The sequence below is a fragment of the Flavicella sp. genome, assembly GCF_037132785.1.
Lineage (GTDB): Bacteria > Bacteroidota > Bacteroidia > Flavobacteriales > Flavobacteriaceae > Flavicella.
In genome coordinates this window covers 1-19,634 of record NZ_JBAHZZ010000139.1, presented here as the reverse complement: position 1 = coordinate 19,634, position 19,634 = coordinate 1, and the positions used below count along the sequence as shown (strand labels likewise).

Sequence of the window (19,634 nt, the reverse complement as noted above, 5' to 3'; positions counted from 1 at the left end):
GAGAATGAATTTTTTAAAAAAATTATTTTCCAACAAACCTAAGCCCTCTAACGAAGATGCACTCCAAAAACAGGAAGTAAACCTTTCTTTAGACGACTTATTTGTTCATAATTTCATCGATAAAGGTGGTAAATTTTTATACTGTACTTCTGCTGAAGAAGTAATTCAAAACCTCATAGAAATCCTTGATGAAAATCAGTGGAAGAATATCACCTGTTTGGATGAAAAAAACTTGGCTAAGTATACGGATTCTTTATCAATAGACATTAGCTTTGACATAAATAAATCTGCTCCTGTTTTTACTAGCTGTGAACATATAATTTCGGATTCTGGAAGTGTATTATTCTGTTCTCATCAAATAAAAGAAAAAAAACTTCATGAACTATCAAATAATTTTATTGTATTTGCTAAAACAAGCCAGTTAGTTAAAGATATGGGACAAAGTCTTTCGGGTATTAAAAACAACTACATGGAAAATATTCCTACCAACATTAGTGCTATAAAGAGTTTCACTCCCGAAAACGATAAAGATAATTTCATTTCTACCCCCAATAGCAATTCAAAAAATTTATATTTGCTCTTATTTGAAGATTTCTAACCTATGAACAATATGCTTACTAGGGCAATTTCAGGTGCTGTTTTTGTATCAATACTTGTATTCGCCATTTTATTCAATGCAAATGCTTTTTTAGCATTGTTTTTTATTTTTATGCTAATCAGTATTTTTGAGTTTTCGAAAATGCTAGAGATAAAAGGTATTGAACCTTATCTTCTTAGTATTTCAATATTTTGTTCCTCCATATTTCCAAATTGGGAATTGTCTACGATATATACAGATACCTTAAGTGTTCTTATCGTATTAATTGTTTTTATCAAACATTTATTTGATAAAAAATCTGATGCTATTAAAGAATTAGGTAACTTTTTATTATGTATTGTTTATACTTGTATTAGTTATATTTTTATTGTCAAAATACCTTATACAAATCAAACAAACAACTATGATTCCGTCTTAATTCTTGGAGTATTTATACTAATTTGGTCAAATGACACATTTGCTTATTTAACAGGGGTTACCATTGGTAAAACTAAACTATTAGAGAGGGTTTCTCCAAAAAAAACAATCGAAGGTTTTATTGGAGGAGTACTAGCAACCATGATTATCTCTTTTTTAATTTCATTTAAATTCACCATACTACTTCCGTATCAATGGATAATATTAGGTGTTTTGACAAGTATATTTGGAGTTGTTGGAGATTTAATAGCCTCCATGTTTAAAAGACAAACAGGAGTTAAGGATACCGGAAATATTATTCCTGGTCATGGTGGTATTATAGATCGCTTGGATAGTATTATATTTGTAGCACCGTTCATCTATTTATATTTAAAATTTATTACATAAAATGTTTCATAAAGAAGGAAATACAAGTATTGCAATCACTGCTATAATAGTAGCATCAGGTTTTTTATTAGTAGATTATTTTATCAGTATCGCTTGGCTACAATACATCTTATATTTTTCGCTGTTATTTTTACTTGTTAGTATCCTACAGTTTTTCAGAAACCCGAGTAGAAAAACTATTCCTAATCACAAGCACATAGTTGCGCCAGTAGATGGTAAAGTAGTTGTAATAGAAGAAGTGTTTGAATCCGAATACTTTAAAGATAAAAGAATTCAAGTTTCTATTTTTATGTCTCCATTAAACGTACATGTTACAAGATATGGTTTGAGTGGAATTGTGAAATTTAGCAAATACCACCCAGGAAAATATTTAGTTGCTTGGCACCCCAAAGCATCACAAGAAAACGAAAGAACTACAGTTGTTATTGAAAACTCAGTGTTTGGAGAGGTTCTTTATCGTCAAATTGCTGGTGCTCTTGCAAGAAGAATTGTAAACTATGCTAAAAAAGATATGCAAGTTGTGCAAGGCACTGATGCTGGATTTATTAAATTTGGTTCGAGAGTAGATTTATTCTTACCTTTAAATTCAAAAATAAAAGTTGAATTAAATGATGTAGTTAAAGGAGCTCATAATATCATTGCTACTCTCTAAAAACAAAAATGAATGAATGTAGAAAAAGAAAAACTACATAGCGATTTTAAAAAAGCATATGCAAAAGCATCTTCAATGAAGACACCACTTCCACAAGATATAATGTTATTATTTTATGCCTATTACAAACAAGCTACCTCAGGAGATAATTTTTCTTTCAACACCAATTTCGACGTACGAAATGGCTTTAAATTTAATGCTTGGATGCAATTAAGAGGAATTAGTGCTGATGAGGCTAAAAAAGAATATGTTGAACTCGTAAATAAATACTCAAACTAATTATGAAAAAAATCATTATTACCCTTCTAGTATTAACAATCTCCCTAAGTACAGTATCTTGTAAAAAGAAGGACTCAAAAGAGAACAAAACAGCCCAAGGATTTACCGTTGATGCAAACAAAACTGAAATTAACTGGACTGCATATAAAACAACCGACAAAGTACCTGTCAAGGGAAAATTCACTCAATTAAAAATCACTCAAAACACTAAAGGAAAAACTTATTCTGAAGCATTAGACGGCATTAGCTTTTCAATACCAGTAAGCAGTCTTTTTTCAGACAACCCAGATAGGGACAATAAGTTAAAAACATTCTTCTTTGGAGTTATGAAAAATACAGAAATTTTATCCGGTGTAATTCACATCACTGATACTACTTCTGGTTATGTAGATTTTTCTATGAATGGCATTGTTGAGAAATTACCTTTTTCATATTCTGTTACAGAAAAATCTATTGAAATTAAAACGAACATGAACACAAATACATGGCAAGCACAAGCTGCTATTGAGTCTATCAATAATACCTGTTTGACACTACACAAAGGTCCCGATGGAATTAGTAAAACTTGGAGTGACGTTGCTATAGATATTTCAGTCTATTTCAAATAAAAAAGGATAAGAACACAAAAAGCCATTCTAACGAATGGCTTTTTTTATATCAAAAAATCAATTAAAAACAACAATACCAACCATATTATAGGTATTCCTTCTACCCAAAATGAGGCATAATATTTGGATTGATTTCTCTTTGAACACCAAACAAAACCCCCTAATAACAAACTCATTAAGAACAGCACTACAACTTCTTTATCTTCAAAAACACAGACTGAAACCACATTAACAATTAGCAATAATATCATCGCTATTCTTTTTGACCATTTCACCCCTAAAACCATAGGAATTGTTTTTAAATCTTCCGCATCAAAATCCATATCTCTAATATCAAAGGGCAATATTAAAACCACAATAAATAAAAATTGCTGCATAAAAAACAGTGAAATTCCTGTTCCTTTTAATTCAAAATGATTAACCAGAGGAAAAAACGTTATTAATCCTGCCCATGATATTCCAATACAAAAAATCTTAAACCCTGGAATTTTTCTCAAACTATATCTTTGCCCATTAAACTTCATAAAAGGAAGCATATATAGGAGGGTAAAAACGATAAAAGGAAACAATATTTTCAATTCTATAGCACTCAGTTTAATGACAAACTGAATAAGTTGAATTATCAATAAACTATTCAATATTACAAGTAATATTGAATTTTTGGAAAACCAAACATGCATTTCTTTCTTCAACAAGGCTGTTTTGTATTTAAAAAAACGAATTCCATTATAAGAGACAAAAGTTGAAATCCCTATAAACAAAGATGCGGACCTAGCCTCTACTCCAAAATAACTTCCAGTTATCATAGACAATGACCAAATAGCAATAGATACATGAAGATTGCTATAGACATAAAATTCAAAAATTTTCTTTATCAATTTCACAAATCAAAAATAGTATTTAATCTAAGGTTTAACTTAAGTAAATTCAAAAGAATGTTCATTAACTATAAAATAATTATTGTTGATAAACTTCTTTTTTTAGTTAACAAAATATGACTAAATGGGCTTTTGTTCCTTTAATTATAATTATTTTTGCCTAATAATTTCATACAATAATTCATATTTTTTTAGAATGAAGACAGATTCTTTTGTTGCAAGACATGTTGGTCCAAGAGGTACAGATGTACAAGAAATGCTTAGTACAATTGGTGTAGACTCCATGGACGAGTTGATTAAGAAAACGATACCCAACGATATATTATTATCAAAAGGATTGAATCTCGACAAAGCCATGAGTGAGCAAGAATATTTAGCACATATACATGAACTGTCTATTCGAAATAAATTATTTAAAAACTATATAGGTTTAGGATATCATCCTACAATTACACTGGGTGTTATTCAAAGAAATATTCTTGAAAATCCCGGATGGTACACTGCCTACACTCCTTATCAAGCAGAAATTGCTCAAGGGAGGTTAGAGGCCTTGTTAAATTACCAAACCATGGTTGTTGAACTAACAGGAATGGAATTGGCAAATGCCTCTTTGTTAGACGAAGGAACTGCTGCAGCTGAAGCGATGATTATGCTTTATAATACTCGCTCTAAAAAACAGAAAAAGAACAATTCCATGCAGTTTTTTGTTTCGAATAATGTACTTCCTCAAACCATAGATGTTTTAAAAACAAGAGCAGCTCCATTGTGTATTGATCTAGTGATTGGAAATCATGAAGAAATTGAATTTAACGAAAAATTCTTTGGTGCTTTAGTACAATATCCAGGGAAAAACGGGCTAGTATTAGATTATTCTAAGTTTGTGAAATCCGCAAATAAAAAAGAAGTTAGGGTGGCTGTGGCAGCAGATTTGTTGAGTCTTTCTATATTAATTCCTCCAGGAGAGTGGGGAGCAGATGTAGTTGTAGGAACAACACAACGTTTTGGAATTTCAATGGGCTACGGTGGTCCACACGCTGCATATTTTGCTACCAAGCAGACTTACAAAAGAAATATTCCTGGACGTATTATTGGTGTTACCAAAGATGCAAATGGAAATCGTGCACTTCGCATGGCTTTACAAACTAGGGAACAACATATTAAAAGAGAAAAAGCAACCTCTAATATTTGTACTGCTCAAGTATTATTAGCCGTTATGGCAGGGATGTATGGTGTATATCACGGACCAAATGGATTGAAATATATTGCAAATAAAATTCACCAATTGACCTATACCTTACATGATGAACTTACTAAGTTAGGTATCTTTCAAATCAACAAAACCTTTTTTGATACATTAAATATCCAAATTAGCAATATCCAAACAATAAAAGACAATGCAGAATTGTTACATGTAAACTTTTATTATACTGACAAAAAAACAGTAAGTATCTCTTTGAATGAGACAACAACTTTAGCTGATATAAACGAAATTGTTAAAATTATCGCTAAATCAGAAAATAAGATTTTTACTGAAGTAACTTCCATTAATTCACAAGTTTCAATCCCTCAGAACCTATCTAGAACATCCAAGTTTTTGGAAAATCCTGTTTTTAATAGCTATCACTCTGAAACGGAAATGATGCGTTATATCAAAAAACTAGAAAGAAAGGATCTCTCTTTAAATCATTCAATGATTCCTTTGGGGTCATGTACGATGAAATTGAATGCGGCTTCTGAAATGTTCCCTTTAAGTTGGGCTAACTGGACAAACATACATCCTTTTGTTCCTATAGAACAGGTAGAAGGTTATCAAGAAATCTTTAGACAATTAGAAAAAGACTTAAATGAAATTACAGGTTTTTATGCCACGTCCTTACAACCTAACTCTGGAGCACAAGGAGAATATACTGGATTATTAGTCATTAAAGCCTATCATGAATCAAGAGGAGATCACCATAGAAACATTTGTTTAATTCCTTCCTCTGCTCATGGAACCAATCCTGCATCTGCAGTGATGGCAGGGATGAAAGTCGTTGTTACCAAAGCAACAACTGAAGGAAATATAGATTTCGAAGATTTAAAAGAAAAAGCTCTTTTACACAAAGACAAACTTTCTGCCTTAATGGTTACTTACCCATCTACACATGGTGTTTTTGAAAGTGGAATCAAAGAAATTACAAAATTAATTCACGACAATGGAGGACAGGTTTATATGGATGGTGCCAATATGAACGCACAAGTAGGATTGACAAATCCTGCGACCATTGGAGCGGATGTTTGCCATTTAAATCTACATAAAACCTTTGCCATTCCACATGGTGGTGGTGGACCCGGAGTAGGACCAATTTGTGTTGTAGAACACTTGGCTGCTTTTTTACCATCAAACCCAGTAATATCAACTGGAGGTCAAAATCCAATTACCTCTGTCTCTTCAGCTCCTTGGGGCTCAGCTTTAGTCTTGCTAATCTCATATGGTTACATCAAAATGCTTGGTGCTAATGGTCTGAAAAAAGCTACAGAAAATGCGATTATGAATGCCAATTACATCAAGAAGAACTTAGAAGAAGCCTATGATATACTGTACACTGGAGAAAACGGATTCTGTGCTCATGAAATGATTGTAGATTTCAGAGGTTTTAAACAAAAGGGAATTGAAGTTGTTGACATTGCCAAACGTTTAATGGACTATGGTTACCACGCTCCTACTGTTTCTTTCCCTGTAGCAGAAACTTTAATGATAGAACCTACAGAAAGTGAATCTAAAAGCGAATTAGATAATTTTATTGCAGCTTTACTTTGTATTAAAACTGAAATAGATGCACAAGACAATCATGATACTGATTCCATCTTAAAAAATGCACCACACACCCAACAAATGCTTACCGATGATTCTTGGAGTTTTAAATACAGTAGAAAGCAAGCTGCTTTCCCTATGGAATCAATTACAGATAATAAATTTTGGCCTTCTGTTAGACGTGTAGATGATGCATTTGGAGATCGTAATTTAATTTGTTCCTGTGCGCCAATCGAAGATTATATATAGTAATGATTTTTCATTATTTTAAATTTCTATAATAATCTTCAGAAAACAGAACAAATTACGATTCATACGTTTCTTAATTCTGTTAAAAAACAATTTACAAATTGTAAATTTCAAAAAAAGCCAAACTAAAATGTTTGGCTTTTTTGTTTTTAATAGTCAAAAATTGTCATATTCAAAGTTATGATGCTCAACATCAAAAAAAGTAATAAGAATACTTCAATATGAACCTGTAATATGTTATTTTTGCTGTCACACTTTGAATACTTATTAAAATTCATCATGAAGGAAATTACAAAAGAAACATACATCAATTGGTACAAGGACATGTTGTTCTGGAGAAAATTTGAAGACAAATTAGCTGCAGTATACATTCAACAAAAAGTAAGAGGTTTTTTACATTTATACAATGGTCAAGAGGCTATTTTAGCAGGATCTTTACATGTAATGGATCTTTCAAAAGACAAAATGATTACTGCTTACAGGAATCACGTTCAACCAATTGGTATGGGGGTTGACCCTAAAAGGATAATGGCTGAATTGTATGGAAAAGTAACTGGTACTTCTCATGGAATGGGAGGATCTATGCATATATTCTCTAAAGAAAAAGGATTTTATGGAGGGCATGGTATTGTAGGGGGTCAAATTCCCTTAGGTGCTGGTATGGCTTTTGGTGATAAATATCACAATACAGGAGCTGTAACAATCTGTTGTTTTGGTGATGGCGCTGCTCGTCAGGGATCTTTACACGAAACGTTTAACATGGCTATGTTATGGAAATTACCTGTAGTATTTATTGTTGAAAATAACGGATATGCAATGGGAACTTCTGTAGGACGTACAGCAAACCATCAAGATATTTGGAAGCTAGGTTTAGGATATGAAATGCCTTCTGGTCCTGTTGATGCAATGAACCCTATTAAAGTAGCAGAAGCTATGGACGAAGCAATGGAAAGAGCTCGTAGAGGTGATGGACCAACTTTCTTAGAAATGAAAACTTACCGATATAGAGGTCACTCTATGTCTGATGCTCAACATTATCGTACAAAAGATGAAGTTGCTGATTACAAGAAAATTGATCCTATCACGCAAATATTGGATATCATCAAAGAAAACAAGTATTTGACAGAAGATGAAATTAAACAAATTGAATTAGATGTTAAAAAGAAGGTAATTGAGTGTGAAAAATTCGCTGATGAATCTCCATATCCTGAAGTACAACAATTATACGATATGGTTTACGATCAAGAAAACTACCCATTTATCAAACCTCTTAATAAAGAAAATTAATTTAGATCAAAAACATTTAGGTTAATAACTTAAATTTAAAGTTCAAAATTTATAACATATAACTAAAAAGAAATGGCACAAATTATTACAATGCCCCGTTTAAGTGATACAATGACTGAAGGTGTCGTTGCTAAATGGTTAAAAGCTGTGGGTGATAAAATTGAAGAAGGAGATATTCTTGCTGAAATTGAAACTGACAAAGCGACAATGGAATTTGAATCTTTTGAAGAAGGTTATTTATTACATATTGGATTACAAGAAGGTGAATCAGCACCTGTAGATACCTTATTGGCTATTATTGGAGATGAAGGAGAAGATTTTTCTGCTTTACTTTCTGGTGGTACTGAAGAAGTTGCTGCTGAAGAGCCTACTGTCGCTGAACAAACTGAAACTACCCCAGCAGCTACCGCTGTAATTCCTGAAGGAGTTACTGTTGTTACTATGCCTCGTTTGAGTGATACTATGACTGACGGTACTGTTGCTTCATGGTTGACTAAAATTGGTGATGAAATTACTGAAGGAGATATTCTTGCAGAAATTGAAACTGACAAAGCTACAATGGAATTTGAATCTTTTAACGAAGGTACTTTATTATATATAGGTTTACAAGAAGGAGAAACAGCTCCCGTAGATAGTTTATTAGCAATTATCGGTCCTGCAGGAACTGATGTTTCTGCAATAGCATCTTCGTTCAAAGTAAAAGGTAACGAAACCGTAACTCCTACTGCTGAAGTTCCAAAACTTGATGCTGCACCTGTACCAGAAAAGAAAGCTGCCCCTAAACAAGCAATTGGAAAAACGGCAAGCGCCACTAAAACAGTTAGCAATATCAAGTCTGAAAATGGAAGAATCGTTGCTTCTCCTTTAGCGAAATCATTGGCTGAAGAAAAAGGAATCAACCTTGCTAAAGTTGTTGGTACTGGTGAAGGTGGAAGAATTGTTAAAACTGATATTGAAAACTTTATAGATGTAGTTATTTCTGTTACTCCTGCTACTGTTACTGCTGCTCCTACTGGTGAAGTAAGTCAAACAGAAGTGAAAAATTCTCAAATGCGTAAAGCAATTGTAAGAGCTTTGGATAACTCACAAACCACCGCTGTAAACTTTACAATCGGAATGGACATCAATATGGATAATGCAATAGCTTCTCGTAAAGAGATCAATGCAATTCCTGATACTAAAATTTCATTTAACGATTTAGTTCTTAAAGCTTGTGCTATGGCGCTAAAATCTCATCCGCAAATTAATACACAGTGGACGGAAGATAAAACAATCTACAACAACCACATCAGTATTGGTGTTGCTGTTGCCATTGAAGATGGTTTAGTAGTTCCTGTTATTCCTTTTACAGACACTAAGAGTTTAACTCAAATTGGAGCTGAAGTTAAGGATCTTGCAATCAAAGCAAAAACAAAAAAATTATCACTCGATGAAATGTCTGGTTCAACTTTTACCGTTTCTAACTTAGGAATGTTTGGTGTAGATAATTTTACATCTATTATCAACCAGCCTAATTCTGCAATTTTATCTGTAGGAGGGATCAAACAAAAGCCTGTTATAAAAGACGGCGAAATTGTTATTGGAAACATCATGAACTTAACATTAGCTTGTGACCACAGAACTATTGATGGCTCTATAGGTGCTGCCTTTATGAATACAGTAAAGCTTTATCTTGAAAGCCCTGTTACCATGTTGGCCTAACAACTTGTTGATATAAAATCTATAATTTATAAATTTTAAGTTCATCTAGATATTGTATATTTGAAATTCTATAATAATAAAACCCAAGACAATGAATAAAATATTACTGGTATTGACTGCAATTGTTTTCCTTTCATGCTCTAATGAAAAGAACAACTTTTTGACCGTTTCTGGTACCGTTATAAACAATACAGAAACCATACTTACCATTGAAAACGAAACCTATAATAAAAAAATAACCATCGACTCTAAAGGTCACTTCAAAGATACTTTACACCTTAAAAACGTAAAAGATTTAGCTTCTTATGAAGAAAACTTTTACGGAATTTCTATTGGACAAAACGGAACCTTTTCGTTTATTCAAAATGGGTTTGACATTGAATTAACAATTGATGGTGATGATTTTAAATTTAAAGGAGATGGAGCCCAAAACACAAATTACATCAAAGAAAAAATAGAAATAGGAAGTGAATTCATGAACATTCCTGAATATTTTAATTTAGAAAAAGATGCTTTTGATGAAAAATTAGGAAAAGCTAAATCTACTTTTGATGCCTTATTGAAAAAATACCCAGATTTAGATTCTGCTTTTGCAAAAGCAGAATTGAAAAGCAATGAAGAATTGTATACAACATTAACCGAAAACTATACTGAACAACACAATTTACTTAAAAGCACTAGTACTAGTAAAGGAAGTCCTTCTCCAAAATTTAGCGGTTATGAAAACTATAAGGGAGGAAAAAATTCTTTAGAAGATTTCAGAGGAAAATATGTATATATAGATGTTTGGGCTACTTGGTGTGGACCTTGTATACAGCAAATTCCTTTTTTACAGACCTTAGAAGAAAATTATCATGATAAAAACATTGAATTTGTAAGTATCTCTATTGATAAACAAAATTTAAAAAACACTTGGAAACAAATGATTTCGGATAAAAAAATGACTGGTGTTCAGTTGTTTGCTGATGGAGATCAATCTTTTTCAAGAGCTTATAAAATATCTGGAATTCCTCGTTTTATCTTAATTGATCCACAAGGGAATATCGTTGAAGCAAACGCTCCTCGACCTTCAGACCCAAGATTAACAGCTATGTTTGCTGATCTTGGTTTGTAAACCTTTTTAAAATAAAAGCTCCACACGTTCAGAAAACAATAGATAAGTGGTGCTAAGAGAAAAAACTTATTAAAGAAGAGTAGAAAACAAAAATTTCTACTCTTCTTTTTTTGTGTTTTAAACGTCGATGAAAAATAAAAGGGAAAATTCAAAATGACTCATGCTTTAGGAGAGCTATATCCTACTGTATCCAAAATATAGAAAGTCCAAAAAAATTATAAAACAATAAATTGATTAGTAAAAAATCTTTGTATAGAAACAGTTCAAAACAACAGTTTTCAATAACTTTACACCTTCTATAAATTCAACTACTCAAATTTAACGGCTTTTGCTGGACTTATTTTTGTGATGATATAAGAAGGAATCAATAACATCAATAAACACAATACCAAAGTCCCGATATTCAATGCTAATACCTGCCATAAATTAATACTTACAGGTGCACTACTTACATAATAAGTCTCTGGGTTTAATTTAATTATTGCAAAGTATTTCTGAATAAAAAGTAAAGTAAGACCAATAATATTACCTATTAACAAGCCTCTAAAAATTAAATAGGACGCATTATATAAAAATAGTTTCCGAATACTCCAATTCGTACTCCCCAAAGCTTTTAAAACCCCGATAGTTTGAGTGCGTTCTAAAATCAATACTAATAAAGCTGTGATCATATTGATTCCTGCAACCAATACCATAATTCCAATTATGATCGCAATATTTATATCAAATAACTTTAACCATTCAAAAATAGCAGGAAATAACTCCACTAAAGTCAAACTATTTAACATAGGATCAATTTGTTTGTATATGTCTAATCCAGTTTCATTGATTTTAGAAAAATCATCTACAAACACCTCAAAACCACCGACCTGATTTTCCTTCCATTTATTTAATTTTTGAATGTGTTTGATATCACCCAAAACAAAACTCTCATCAAACTCTTTAAATCCTGAATTGTAAATTCCGCTTACTGTAAACACACGTCTATTTGGTAATCTCGCCGAATTATCTTTGATAAAATACATATCAAACTTATCATCAACCAAAATCCCAAGTCGATCCGATACAATTTTTGAAATCAATACTTCTGTACTAGTTTCTTTAGTAAATACGGGCAGTTTTCCTTCAATCAAATACTCACCGATACCAGACCAATCATAATCTATTGATACTCCTTTTAAAACGACACCTTCAAAATCTTTTTCTGTACGAATAATTCCCGCTTTTGTAGCAAATGGTTGTACATGAATAACTTCTTTTAAATTAGAGAAATCAGGGTAAAAATCTTGATTTATTGAGATTGGGTTTTGTGTTGTTTCCGAGGAATTATTATCATAATTTATGATTTGAATATGTCCTTTAAAAACAGAGATTTTCTCACGAATTCTTTGCTGCAAGCCAACACCTGTAGCAACAGTAACTAACATCATTACGATTCCAATCGAAATTGCTGTAATTGCAATTTTTATTATTGGCGACGATATGCTACTTTTATGTTTCTTTGACGCAGTAAAGCGTTTTGCTAAAAATAATTCGTAATTCAAATTTATAATATAATGTTAAGAATCAAAAATACACATAATTCTGTTGTCTCTAGTAGGTTGATCAAAGAATTTAAAAAGAATAAATTGAACTTTTTACAATCTAGTTATTACATCATTATAGGTGTTTTATTTTTTTTCATAACAGCCTGTAATGGTCAGTCAGAAATTATTGTAGCTGCCAACAGTACAGAAAGCTATATCCATCTTCTAAAAAGCAAAAAAGTAGCAATCGTAGCCAATCAAACCTCAGTTATTTTTAAAAATTCGTCCTCTCTTTTATATACACATCTTGTAGATTCTTTGTTGGCTAGAAATATACATATTACAAATGTCTTTTCTCCAGAGCACGGTTTTCGTGGGAAATCTGATGCCGCAGAACACGTGGCCAATAGAACAGACACAAAAACAGGACTTCCAATTATTTCTTTGTATGGAAAAAACAAAAAACCAAGTTCAGCACAGCTCAAATCCATAGATATGGTTCTATTCGATATTCAAGACGTTGGCGTTCGTTTTTATACTTATATTTCAACATTGCATTATGTAATGGAAGCCTGTGCTGAAAACAACATCCCTCTTATTGTTTTGGATAGACCCAACCCAAACGCTCATTATATAGATGGACCTACATTAAATATAAAATACAAAAGTTTTGTTGGTATGCACCCAGTGCCATTGGTTTATGGAATGACAATTGGAGAATACGCCAAAATGATCAATGGAGAACAGTGGTTGAAAAATAAAATAATTTGTGATTTAACAGTAATTCCATTAAAAAACTATACTCATAAAAGTACGTATAACCTTCCCATTCTCCCCTCTCCGAACCTACCGAATTCAAAATCGATCAATTTATATCCTAGTCTAGGTTTTTTTGAAGGAACCCCCATAAATGCAGGAAGAGGTACTGAATTTCAGTTTCAACGTTTTGGTTCCTCTAAATTTGAAAAGACAAATTTTTCATATAGCCCAAAAGCTAATTTTGGCAGTAAACACCCAAAAGATCAAAATATGGTCTGTTATGGGTTTAATTTAAAAAACGAAGATCGACTCAATAAAGTATCTATTTCTTGGTTAAAAAAGGCTTATGATCTCTACCCAAATAAAGAGGCTTTTTTTGGAAAAACCTTTACTATTCATGCAGGAAATAAAACCTTAAGAAAACAACTCGAAAACAATTTTCCTACAAAAAAAATCGAAGACTCTTGGAAAACAGAAATTGAAAAATTCAAGTTTGTTCGGGAAAAATATGTGATGTATGAATAAACACAATGATACTCTTGAATTCAAGACTCTTTGTGATTTTGGTAATTTCTTAATCTATTATTAGATATCAGTTTGTGTGATTTTCGACAGAAAACTGTGTGTAACATAGCATTTTAAATTTAATATCAATGTTAATTTCACCTCTTTTAAATGCGTAAAACAACTCTAACTTATAAATATCCTCACATAAATTAAAAGAAGAACCACAATATAAAATAAACACTAATAAAGAAAAAGGCTTCTGTTTTTATCTCAACTCTCTGAAATAAACAAAAATGTTGATCATCAATATTACAGGCATTCTCAGAAGAATTGCTGATGAATTATTCACAAAAGCATCTACTCTTTTTTATGTGATTTTTCTTTCACTTTAGAGCTTATATCTTTAAATAAATCTACCAGATTGGTAATATTCACAATTACTTTTTTAGATTCAAACAAAACATCAACTAAAAGACTATTCAAAACCACAAAAAAGGAACCCAATAATTTCTTTCCTTGAATGTGGATAATCTGTTTGGCAATAGATGGAACAATTGTCAAAATAATATTTTGAAAGCTCGTTGTATCACGAAATTTGTCTTCTACGACTTTTTCTTGAATCAAGATTTCTGTTTTTAAAAGTGCTTTTTGTAGATGAAACTCAGATTTATTCATAATTTCATTATTTAAGAAGGAATATTATTCTCTAAATAATTTTGATTGATTTTAGAGATGATTGTTTTCCTTTTCCATACTAATATCAATACCGAAAACAAAAGAACTAAAGTTACAACCACATAGCCTAAATAGGTGCTATCAAAAACAGCGTTTAACACTACGGCAGTAGTAAAACCTAAAAACAACAACAAACAAGCAAACAAGAATAAAATAAGAATATCTACTAATAACTTTGCTCTAAGGTCTCCAATTTTTTCTACTGCCTCAAAACGGTAGTATCTAATTTTTAACTCTATATACTTAATCAGTTCTTCTTTCATCTAAATAAATATATTTAAACCGTCTCTTTTTTGGTGAGTTTTTTTTCCAAAGCGGCAATTTTAGCTTTTATAAGATCAACTTTTTCAGAAGTGTACTCACCTCCTCTTTCAATCAAGTCGCTCATTTTTTCTTTTAAGAGATCTATTTTATTTAAGAGACTTTCTCTAGTTTCCTTTCCAGAACTTGGCGCTAATAGCACACCTGTAATCGCACCTACAAACAGTCCAATTACCAATCCTGTAACCCATTTAGAAGTATTACTCATAACTTTCAATTTTCGTTCTTTCAAAAATAGTTAGAAAAAAACAAATAAAACCATTATTTGAAAGATTACTGAAATAATTTAAAATAATTTCCTTAGGTTGTACTTGAATAGTGGTCAAATTCAATTCAAAAACAACATCTGTTTTTATTCGAATTTTAAAAAACTGAAAACGCTTATTTTCTTTTAAAAATAACATCACTTTTGTTATAAAAAAAGACGCTTAAAAACATAATTGTCAAAACACCTTTTTTCCTTTTCAAAGAAATAATAATCCAAATCTCTGACTAAGGTCAAACAAAAATACGCAGTAAGCTCATCGTGAGTTATTATAAAATTTTTCGCTAAAAAATATTTTCAAGAAACATTATCTCTAAAAGCATACAAAGAAAATATTGATCGCTTCAATAATTGATTAACCATTACCTGATGATTAAAATTTTGATTCCTGACTCGCTTTTCCTCCTAATGGAAGTACCCTTTTCAAATTTTCAATAATATTAAAAGTAGCTGGGCAAATTTCAGCATTTTTAACAGTCAGATCTGTTATCTGAATAAATTTCTTTCGGTTTGTATGTGGATAATCACCACAAGCTTTCGGGCGTACATCATAAATAGTACAACTATTGTCATTATCGTCTAAAAAGTGACATGGAACATCTTGAAGCACATAAAAATCATCTGAATCGCGTTCTAAAAACTGTTCGATAAACTTCACCTCTTTCATTCTAAAATGCTTAGAGATACGTTGAATATCTTTCTCAGTAAAAATTGGACTCGATGTTTTACAACAATTTGCGCAGGTCATACAATCCGTTTTTTCAAATTCTGCGTCGTGTAAATCTCGCATTGTTAAATCTAAGGTTTTAGGAGTACGTCTTTTAAGACGTTGAAAATACTTTCTAGTGTCCTTTTCCATATCCCTAGCATCTTTATGTAAATTTGCCAACCTTTGCTCCATATCCGTCATAACCATATCCTTAAATTCTGTGTAAAGATAAGCTTATTGCCTCAGTAAAAAACCCTTTTTGTACCACATTGAGAATCTCTATAATATTTTTCTTTATTATTTATTTACCCATGTTTATTTATTCTTAAATTTGCAGCTCAAAACATCAATATACATGAGTATTCAAAACATATTAACCAGTGCTGTAAAGAAGGCTGTAGTTCAAATTTTTGGTAAAGAAATAGAAAACGTAGAGTTTCAGGCTACCAAAAAGGATTTCGAAGGGGATATTACCGTAGTGATTTTTGCATTATTAAGGACTCTAAAAGGAAACCCCGCAGCTATTGGTGAACAAATTGGAGCATACTTAAAAGAAAATATTGATGTCGTTGATGACTTTAACGTAGTCAAAGGTTTTTTAAATCTTATCATTTCTGAAGAATATTTTATCCAAGATTTCCAATCAATCTATACAATTGAAAATTTTGGAATTGTAAAACCAAACCCAGAGGACAAAGCGGTAATGGTTGAATATTCTTCTCCTAATACAAATAAACCATTACATTTAGGACATGTACGTAATAATTTATTAGGTTTCTCTGTGTCAAATATTATTGCTGCTGCTGGTAAAAAAGTTTACAAAACTCAAATTATCAATGACAGAGGTATTCATATTTGTAAAAGTATGCTTGCTTGGAAAAAATATGGTGAGGGAAAAACCCCTGAATCTACGGGAATCAAAGGAGATAAATTAGTCGGTAATTATTATGTTGCTTTTGATAAAGCTTACAAAAAAGAAATTAGCGATTTAATTACACAAGGAAAATCTGAAGAAGAAGCAAAAAAACAAGCACCTATATTATTAGAGGCACAAGAAATGTTGCTAAAATGGGAGGCTGGTGACGAAGAAGTACTAACTCTTTGGAAAAAAATGAACCAATGGGTTTATGACGGTTTTGCAATTTCATATAAAAACTTGGGCGTAAATTTTGATAAAAATTATTACGAAAGTGATACCTATATTTTAGGGAAAAATGTTGTTGCTGAAGGTCTTACTAAAGGAGTTTTTGAACAAGATAAAGATAAATCTGTTTGGATAGATTTAACCGATGAAGGACTGGATAGAAAAATTGTACAAAGATCTGACGGAACTTCCGTATATATAACGCAAGATATTGGAACGGCAATAAAACGTTTTAAAGATTATCATATAGATTCCCTTACTTATACCGTTGGAAACGAACAAGATTACCATTTTAAAGTACTATTCTTAATTCTTAAAAAACTGGGGTTCTCTTGGGCAAATAATATGTATCACTTATCTTATGGAATGGTAGATTTACCTTCTGGTAAAATGAAATCTAGAGAAGGAACCGTGGTTGATGCAGATGACTTGATGAATGAAATGACTACTACTGCTAGAGAAATCTCTCAAGAATTAGGAAAATTAGATGGATATTCTAAAGATGAAAAAGAAGAGTTGTATCGAATTATTGGTATGGGAGCTTTAAAATATTATATTTTAAAAGTAGACCCTAAGAAGAGAATTTTATTTGACCCTAAAGAATCTATTGATTTTAATGGTAATACAGGTCCATTTATTCAATATACCTATGCTCGAATTCAATCCATTTTAAGAAAATCTGATTTTGATTATACTGCTCCTATATCCACGATATCTATAAGTGATAAAGAAAGAGCTGTTATCAAACAAATACAATTGTACCCAGAAACAGTACAATTGGCTTCAAAAAACCAGAGTCCTGCCTTGATTGCTAACTATACATACGACTTGGTAAAAGGTTACAATTCTTTTTATCAAAGCTCTTATATATTAGGATGTGAAGATGAAAACTTAAAAATATTCAGAACACAATTATCGAAAAAGGTTGGAGAAATTATCAAATCAGGATTTCAGTTGTTAGGAATCAATGTTCCTGAAAGAATGTAGTAGCTTTTTTTAGGAATAAACTAATTAACAGGTCATAATTTATTATTATCATAATAAAGAATTCGAATTGTAAAAATAAATATAGATTTATTAAATTTGCATACCCTTTATTAAGGGTCAGAAGACTATTCTTAGTAAAATAAGGGTTAAAAAAGTAAGAAAACAAAAATCATATACAATGAAATACGACGTAATAGTTATTGGAAGTGGACCTGGTGGTTATGTAACGGCCATTAGAGCTTCACAGTTAGGATTTAAAACTGCTGTAGTAGAAAAAGCCGAATTAGGTGGAATCTGTTTAAACTGGGGATGTATCCCTACCAAAGCTTTATTAAAAAGCGCACAGGTATATGATTATTTAAAACATGTAGACCAATACGGTTTAAAAGCTGAAGCTATTGATAAAGATTTTGAAGCAGTTATCAAAAGAAGTCGTGGTGTTGCAGAAGGAATGAGCAAGGGTATCAACTTCTTAATGAAGAAAAATAAAATCGACATTATCAACGGATTTGGAAAAATAAAAACTGGTAAAAAAGTTGATGTTACTACTGAAGATGGTACTGTTACTGAATATAGTGCAGATCATATCATCATTGCAACGGGAGCTAGATCTCGTGAATTACCTAACTTACCTCAAGATGGTAAAAAAGTAATCGGATACCGTCAAGCAATGACATTACCTGAGCAACCAAAGAAAATGATTGTTGTTGGTTCTGGAGCTATCGGTGTTGAGTTTGCACATTTTTACAACTCAATGGGTACAGATGTAACAATCGTTGAGTTTATGCCAAATGTTGTACCTGTTGAAGATATTGACGTTTCTAAACAATTCGAAAAATCTTTAAAAAAATCTGGAATCAAAGTAATGACAAACTCTGCTGTAGAGTCTGTTGATACTTCTGGTGCTGGAGTTATTGCTACGGTAAAAACTAAAAAAGGAGAAGAAAAACTAGAAGCTGATATTTTATTATCTGCTGTAGGTATCAAATCTAACATAGAAAATATCGGATTGGAAGATGTAGGTATCGTTGTAGACAAAGATAAAATCTTAGTAAACGATTTCTACCAAACTAACATCCCTGGTTATTATGCTATTGGAGATGTTGTTCCTGGACAAGCTTTAGCACATGTTGCTTCGGCTGAAGGAATTACTTGTATTGAGAAAATTGCAGGATTACATACGGAAGCTATCGATTATGGAAATGTTCCAGGTTGTACATATGCATTTCCTGAAATTGCATCTGTTGGTATGACAGAAGCAAAAGCTAAAGAAGCTGGATATGAACTTAAAGTAGGGAAATTCCCATTCTCTGCCTCGGGAAAAGCTACTGCTGCTGGTCATACAGAAGGTTTTGTAAAAGTAATATTTGATGCCAAATACGGAGAATGGTTAGGATGTCATATGATTGGTGCTGGAGTTACAGACATGATTTCAGAAGCAGTTTTAGGACGTAAATTAGAAACAACTGGACATGAAGTGTTAAAAACAATCCACCCTCACCCTACTATGAGTGAAGCGGTTATGGAAGCTGTTGCAGATGCTTATGATGAAGTGATTCACTTATAAGATATTACTGAGTTAGTCATTTAGTTTCTGTATCTTAGTGTCATTAAATATAACAGATATGGATGTTTTTCAAGGTCAAAATATACTGAGTTTTATAAAAGAACTGCCAAATGATGAATCATGTAAAGCTTATTTGGCAAAAATAAAATG

18 protein-coding genes and 1 pseudogene are annotated in these 19,634 nt (G+C 31.7%); 13 read left to right on the top strand and 6 right to left on the bottom strand.

All coding sequences use genetic code 11. The annotated features are described in order from the left end of the window. The first annotated feature begins 4 nt into the window (after positions 1 to 4). Genes V5787_RS09255 through V5787_RS09235 form a run of 5 tightly spaced genes read left to right on the top strand, consistent with a single transcriptional unit; the run spans position 5 to position 2,941 of the window. Positions 5 to 598, top strand: coding sequence for an LUD domain-containing protein (locus V5787_RS09255; protein WP_336892955.1), 594 nt, complete (start codon positions 5 to 7; stop codon positions 596 to 598). A 12-nt stretch (positions 599 to 610) separates the two neighbouring features. Beyond that, a complete protein-coding gene (locus V5787_RS09250) occupies positions 611 to 1,402 on the top strand; it encodes a phosphatidate cytidylyltransferase (RefSeq protein ID WP_336892954.1) in 792 nt (263 codons plus the stop codon). A 1-nt stretch (position 1,403) separates the two neighbouring features. Then, positions 1,404 to 2,054 carry a phosphatidylserine decarboxylase family protein gene (locus tag V5787_RS09245; RefSeq protein WP_336892953.1) on the top strand — a complete coding sequence of 217 codons (651 nt, stop codon included), beginning with the start codon at positions 1,404 to 1,406 and terminating at the stop codon, positions 2,052 to 2,054. A 12-nt stretch (positions 2,055 to 2,066) separates the two neighbouring features. Beyond that, entirely contained in the window at positions 2,067 to 2,333 is a 267-nt protein-coding gene (locus tag V5787_RS09240) for an acyl-CoA-binding protein (protein ID WP_336892952.1), read from the top strand. A gap of 2 nt (positions 2,334 to 2,335) precedes the next feature. Beyond that, entirely contained in the window at positions 2,336 to 2,941 is a 606-nt protein-coding gene (locus tag V5787_RS09235; RefSeq protein ID WP_336892951.1) for a YceI family protein, read from the top strand. Between the two features lie 44 nt (positions 2,942 to 2,985). On the opposite strand, the gene V5787_RS09230 is transcribed toward V5787_RS09235, so the two are convergent. Beyond that, positions 2,986 to 3,825 carry a hypothetical protein gene (locus V5787_RS09230; protein ID WP_336892950.1) on the bottom strand — a complete coding sequence of 280 codons (840 nt, stop codon included), beginning with the start codon at positions 3,823 to 3,825 and terminating at the stop codon, positions 2,986 to 2,988. Positions 3,826 to 4,015: 190 nt separating this feature from the next. Between V5787_RS09230 and gcvP the strand changes: the two genes are divergently transcribed. The 4 genes from gcvP to V5787_RS09210 all read left to right on the top strand — a co-directional run bounded on the left by gcvP (position 4,016) and on the right by V5787_RS09210 (position 10,964). Beyond that, positions 4,016 to 6,862, top strand: a complete 2,847-nt coding sequence (gene gcvP / locus V5787_RS09225) for an aminomethyl-transferring glycine dehydrogenase (protein WP_336892949.1) — start codon at positions 4,016 to 4,018, stop codon at positions 6,860 to 6,862. Between the two features lie 279 nt (positions 6,863 to 7,141). Further along, positions 7,142 to 8,149 carry a pyruvate dehydrogenase (acetyl-transferring) E1 component subunit alpha gene (gene pdhA, locus V5787_RS09220; protein ID WP_336892948.1) on the top strand — a complete coding sequence of 336 codons (1,008 nt, stop codon included), beginning with the start codon at positions 7,142 to 7,144 and terminating at the stop codon, positions 8,147 to 8,149. A gap of 72 nt (positions 8,150 to 8,221) precedes the next feature. After that, positions 8,222 to 9,850 (top strand): 2-oxo acid dehydrogenase subunit E2, encoded by a 1,629-nt coding sequence (locus tag V5787_RS09215; protein ID WP_336892947.1) that lies wholly within the window; start codon positions 8,222 to 8,224, stop codon positions 9,848 to 9,850. Between the two features lie 91 nt (positions 9,851 to 9,941). Next, positions 9,942 to 10,964: a TlpA disulfide reductase family protein gene (locus tag V5787_RS09210; protein WP_336892946.1), complete on the top strand. Its 1,023-nt coding sequence runs from the start codon at positions 9,942 to 9,944 to the stop codon at positions 10,962 to 10,964. A 308-nt stretch (positions 10,965 to 11,272) separates the two neighbouring features. Here the strand turns inward: V5787_RS09210 and V5787_RS09205 are convergent, their stop codons facing one another. After that, the gene (locus tag V5787_RS09205; RefSeq protein ID WP_336892945.1) at positions 11,273 to 12,508 is read right to left on the bottom strand and encodes an FtsX-like permease family protein; all 1,236 of its coding nucleotides are present in this window, start codon (positions 12,506 to 12,508) and stop codon (positions 11,273 to 11,275) included. Between the two features lie 12 nt (positions 12,509 to 12,520). Between V5787_RS09205 and V5787_RS09200 the strand changes: the two genes are divergently transcribed. Continuing rightward, positions 12,521 to 13,774: a DUF1343 domain-containing protein gene (locus V5787_RS09200; RefSeq protein WP_336892944.1), complete on the top strand. Its 1,254-nt coding sequence runs from the start codon at positions 12,521 to 12,523 to the stop codon at positions 13,772 to 13,774. A 339-nt stretch (positions 13,775 to 14,113) separates the two neighbouring features. Here the strand turns inward: V5787_RS09200 and V5787_RS09195 are convergent, their stop codons facing one another. From V5787_RS09195 to V5787_RS09180, 4 genes are all read right to left on the bottom strand, one after another. Then, entirely contained in the window at positions 14,114 to 14,431 is a 318-nt protein-coding gene (locus V5787_RS09195) for a hypothetical protein (protein WP_336892943.1), read from the bottom strand. Positions 14,432 to 14,442: 11 nt separating this feature from the next. Then, positions 14,443 to 14,754, bottom strand: coding sequence for a hypothetical protein (locus V5787_RS09190; RefSeq protein WP_336892942.1), 312 nt, complete (start codon positions 14,752 to 14,754; stop codon positions 14,443 to 14,445). Between the two features lie 14 nt (positions 14,755 to 14,768). Further along, positions 14,769 to 15,020 carry a YtxH domain-containing protein gene (locus tag V5787_RS09185; protein WP_336892941.1) on the bottom strand — a complete coding sequence of 84 codons (252 nt, stop codon included), beginning with the start codon at positions 15,018 to 15,020 and terminating at the stop codon, positions 14,769 to 14,771. Positions 15,021 to 15,450: 430 nt separating this feature from the next. After that, a complete protein-coding gene (locus V5787_RS09180; RefSeq protein ID WP_336892965.1) occupies positions 15,451 to 15,978 on the bottom strand; it encodes a YkgJ family cysteine cluster protein in 528 nt (175 codons plus the stop codon). Positions 15,979 to 16,141: 163 nt separating this feature from the next. On the opposite strand from V5787_RS09180, the gene argS reads away from it, so the two are divergent. The 3 genes and pseudogenes from argS to V5787_RS09165 form a co-directional block, all read left to right on the top strand. After that, the gene (argS, locus tag V5787_RS09175; protein WP_336892940.1) at positions 16,142 to 17,917 is read left to right on the top strand and encodes an arginine--tRNA ligase; all 1,776 of its coding nucleotides are present in this window, start codon (positions 16,142 to 16,144) and stop codon (positions 17,915 to 17,917) included. A 178-nt stretch (positions 17,918 to 18,095) separates the two neighbouring features. Then, positions 18,096 to 19,484: a dihydrolipoyl dehydrogenase gene (gene lpdA / locus V5787_RS09170; RefSeq protein ID WP_336892939.1), complete on the top strand. Its 1,389-nt coding sequence runs from the start codon at positions 18,096 to 18,098 to the stop codon at positions 19,482 to 19,484. 58 nt (positions 19,485 to 19,542) lie between these two features. Beyond that, positions 19,543 to 19,634, top strand: a pseudogene (locus tag V5787_RS09165) (IS1595 family transposase); the annotation flags it as partial.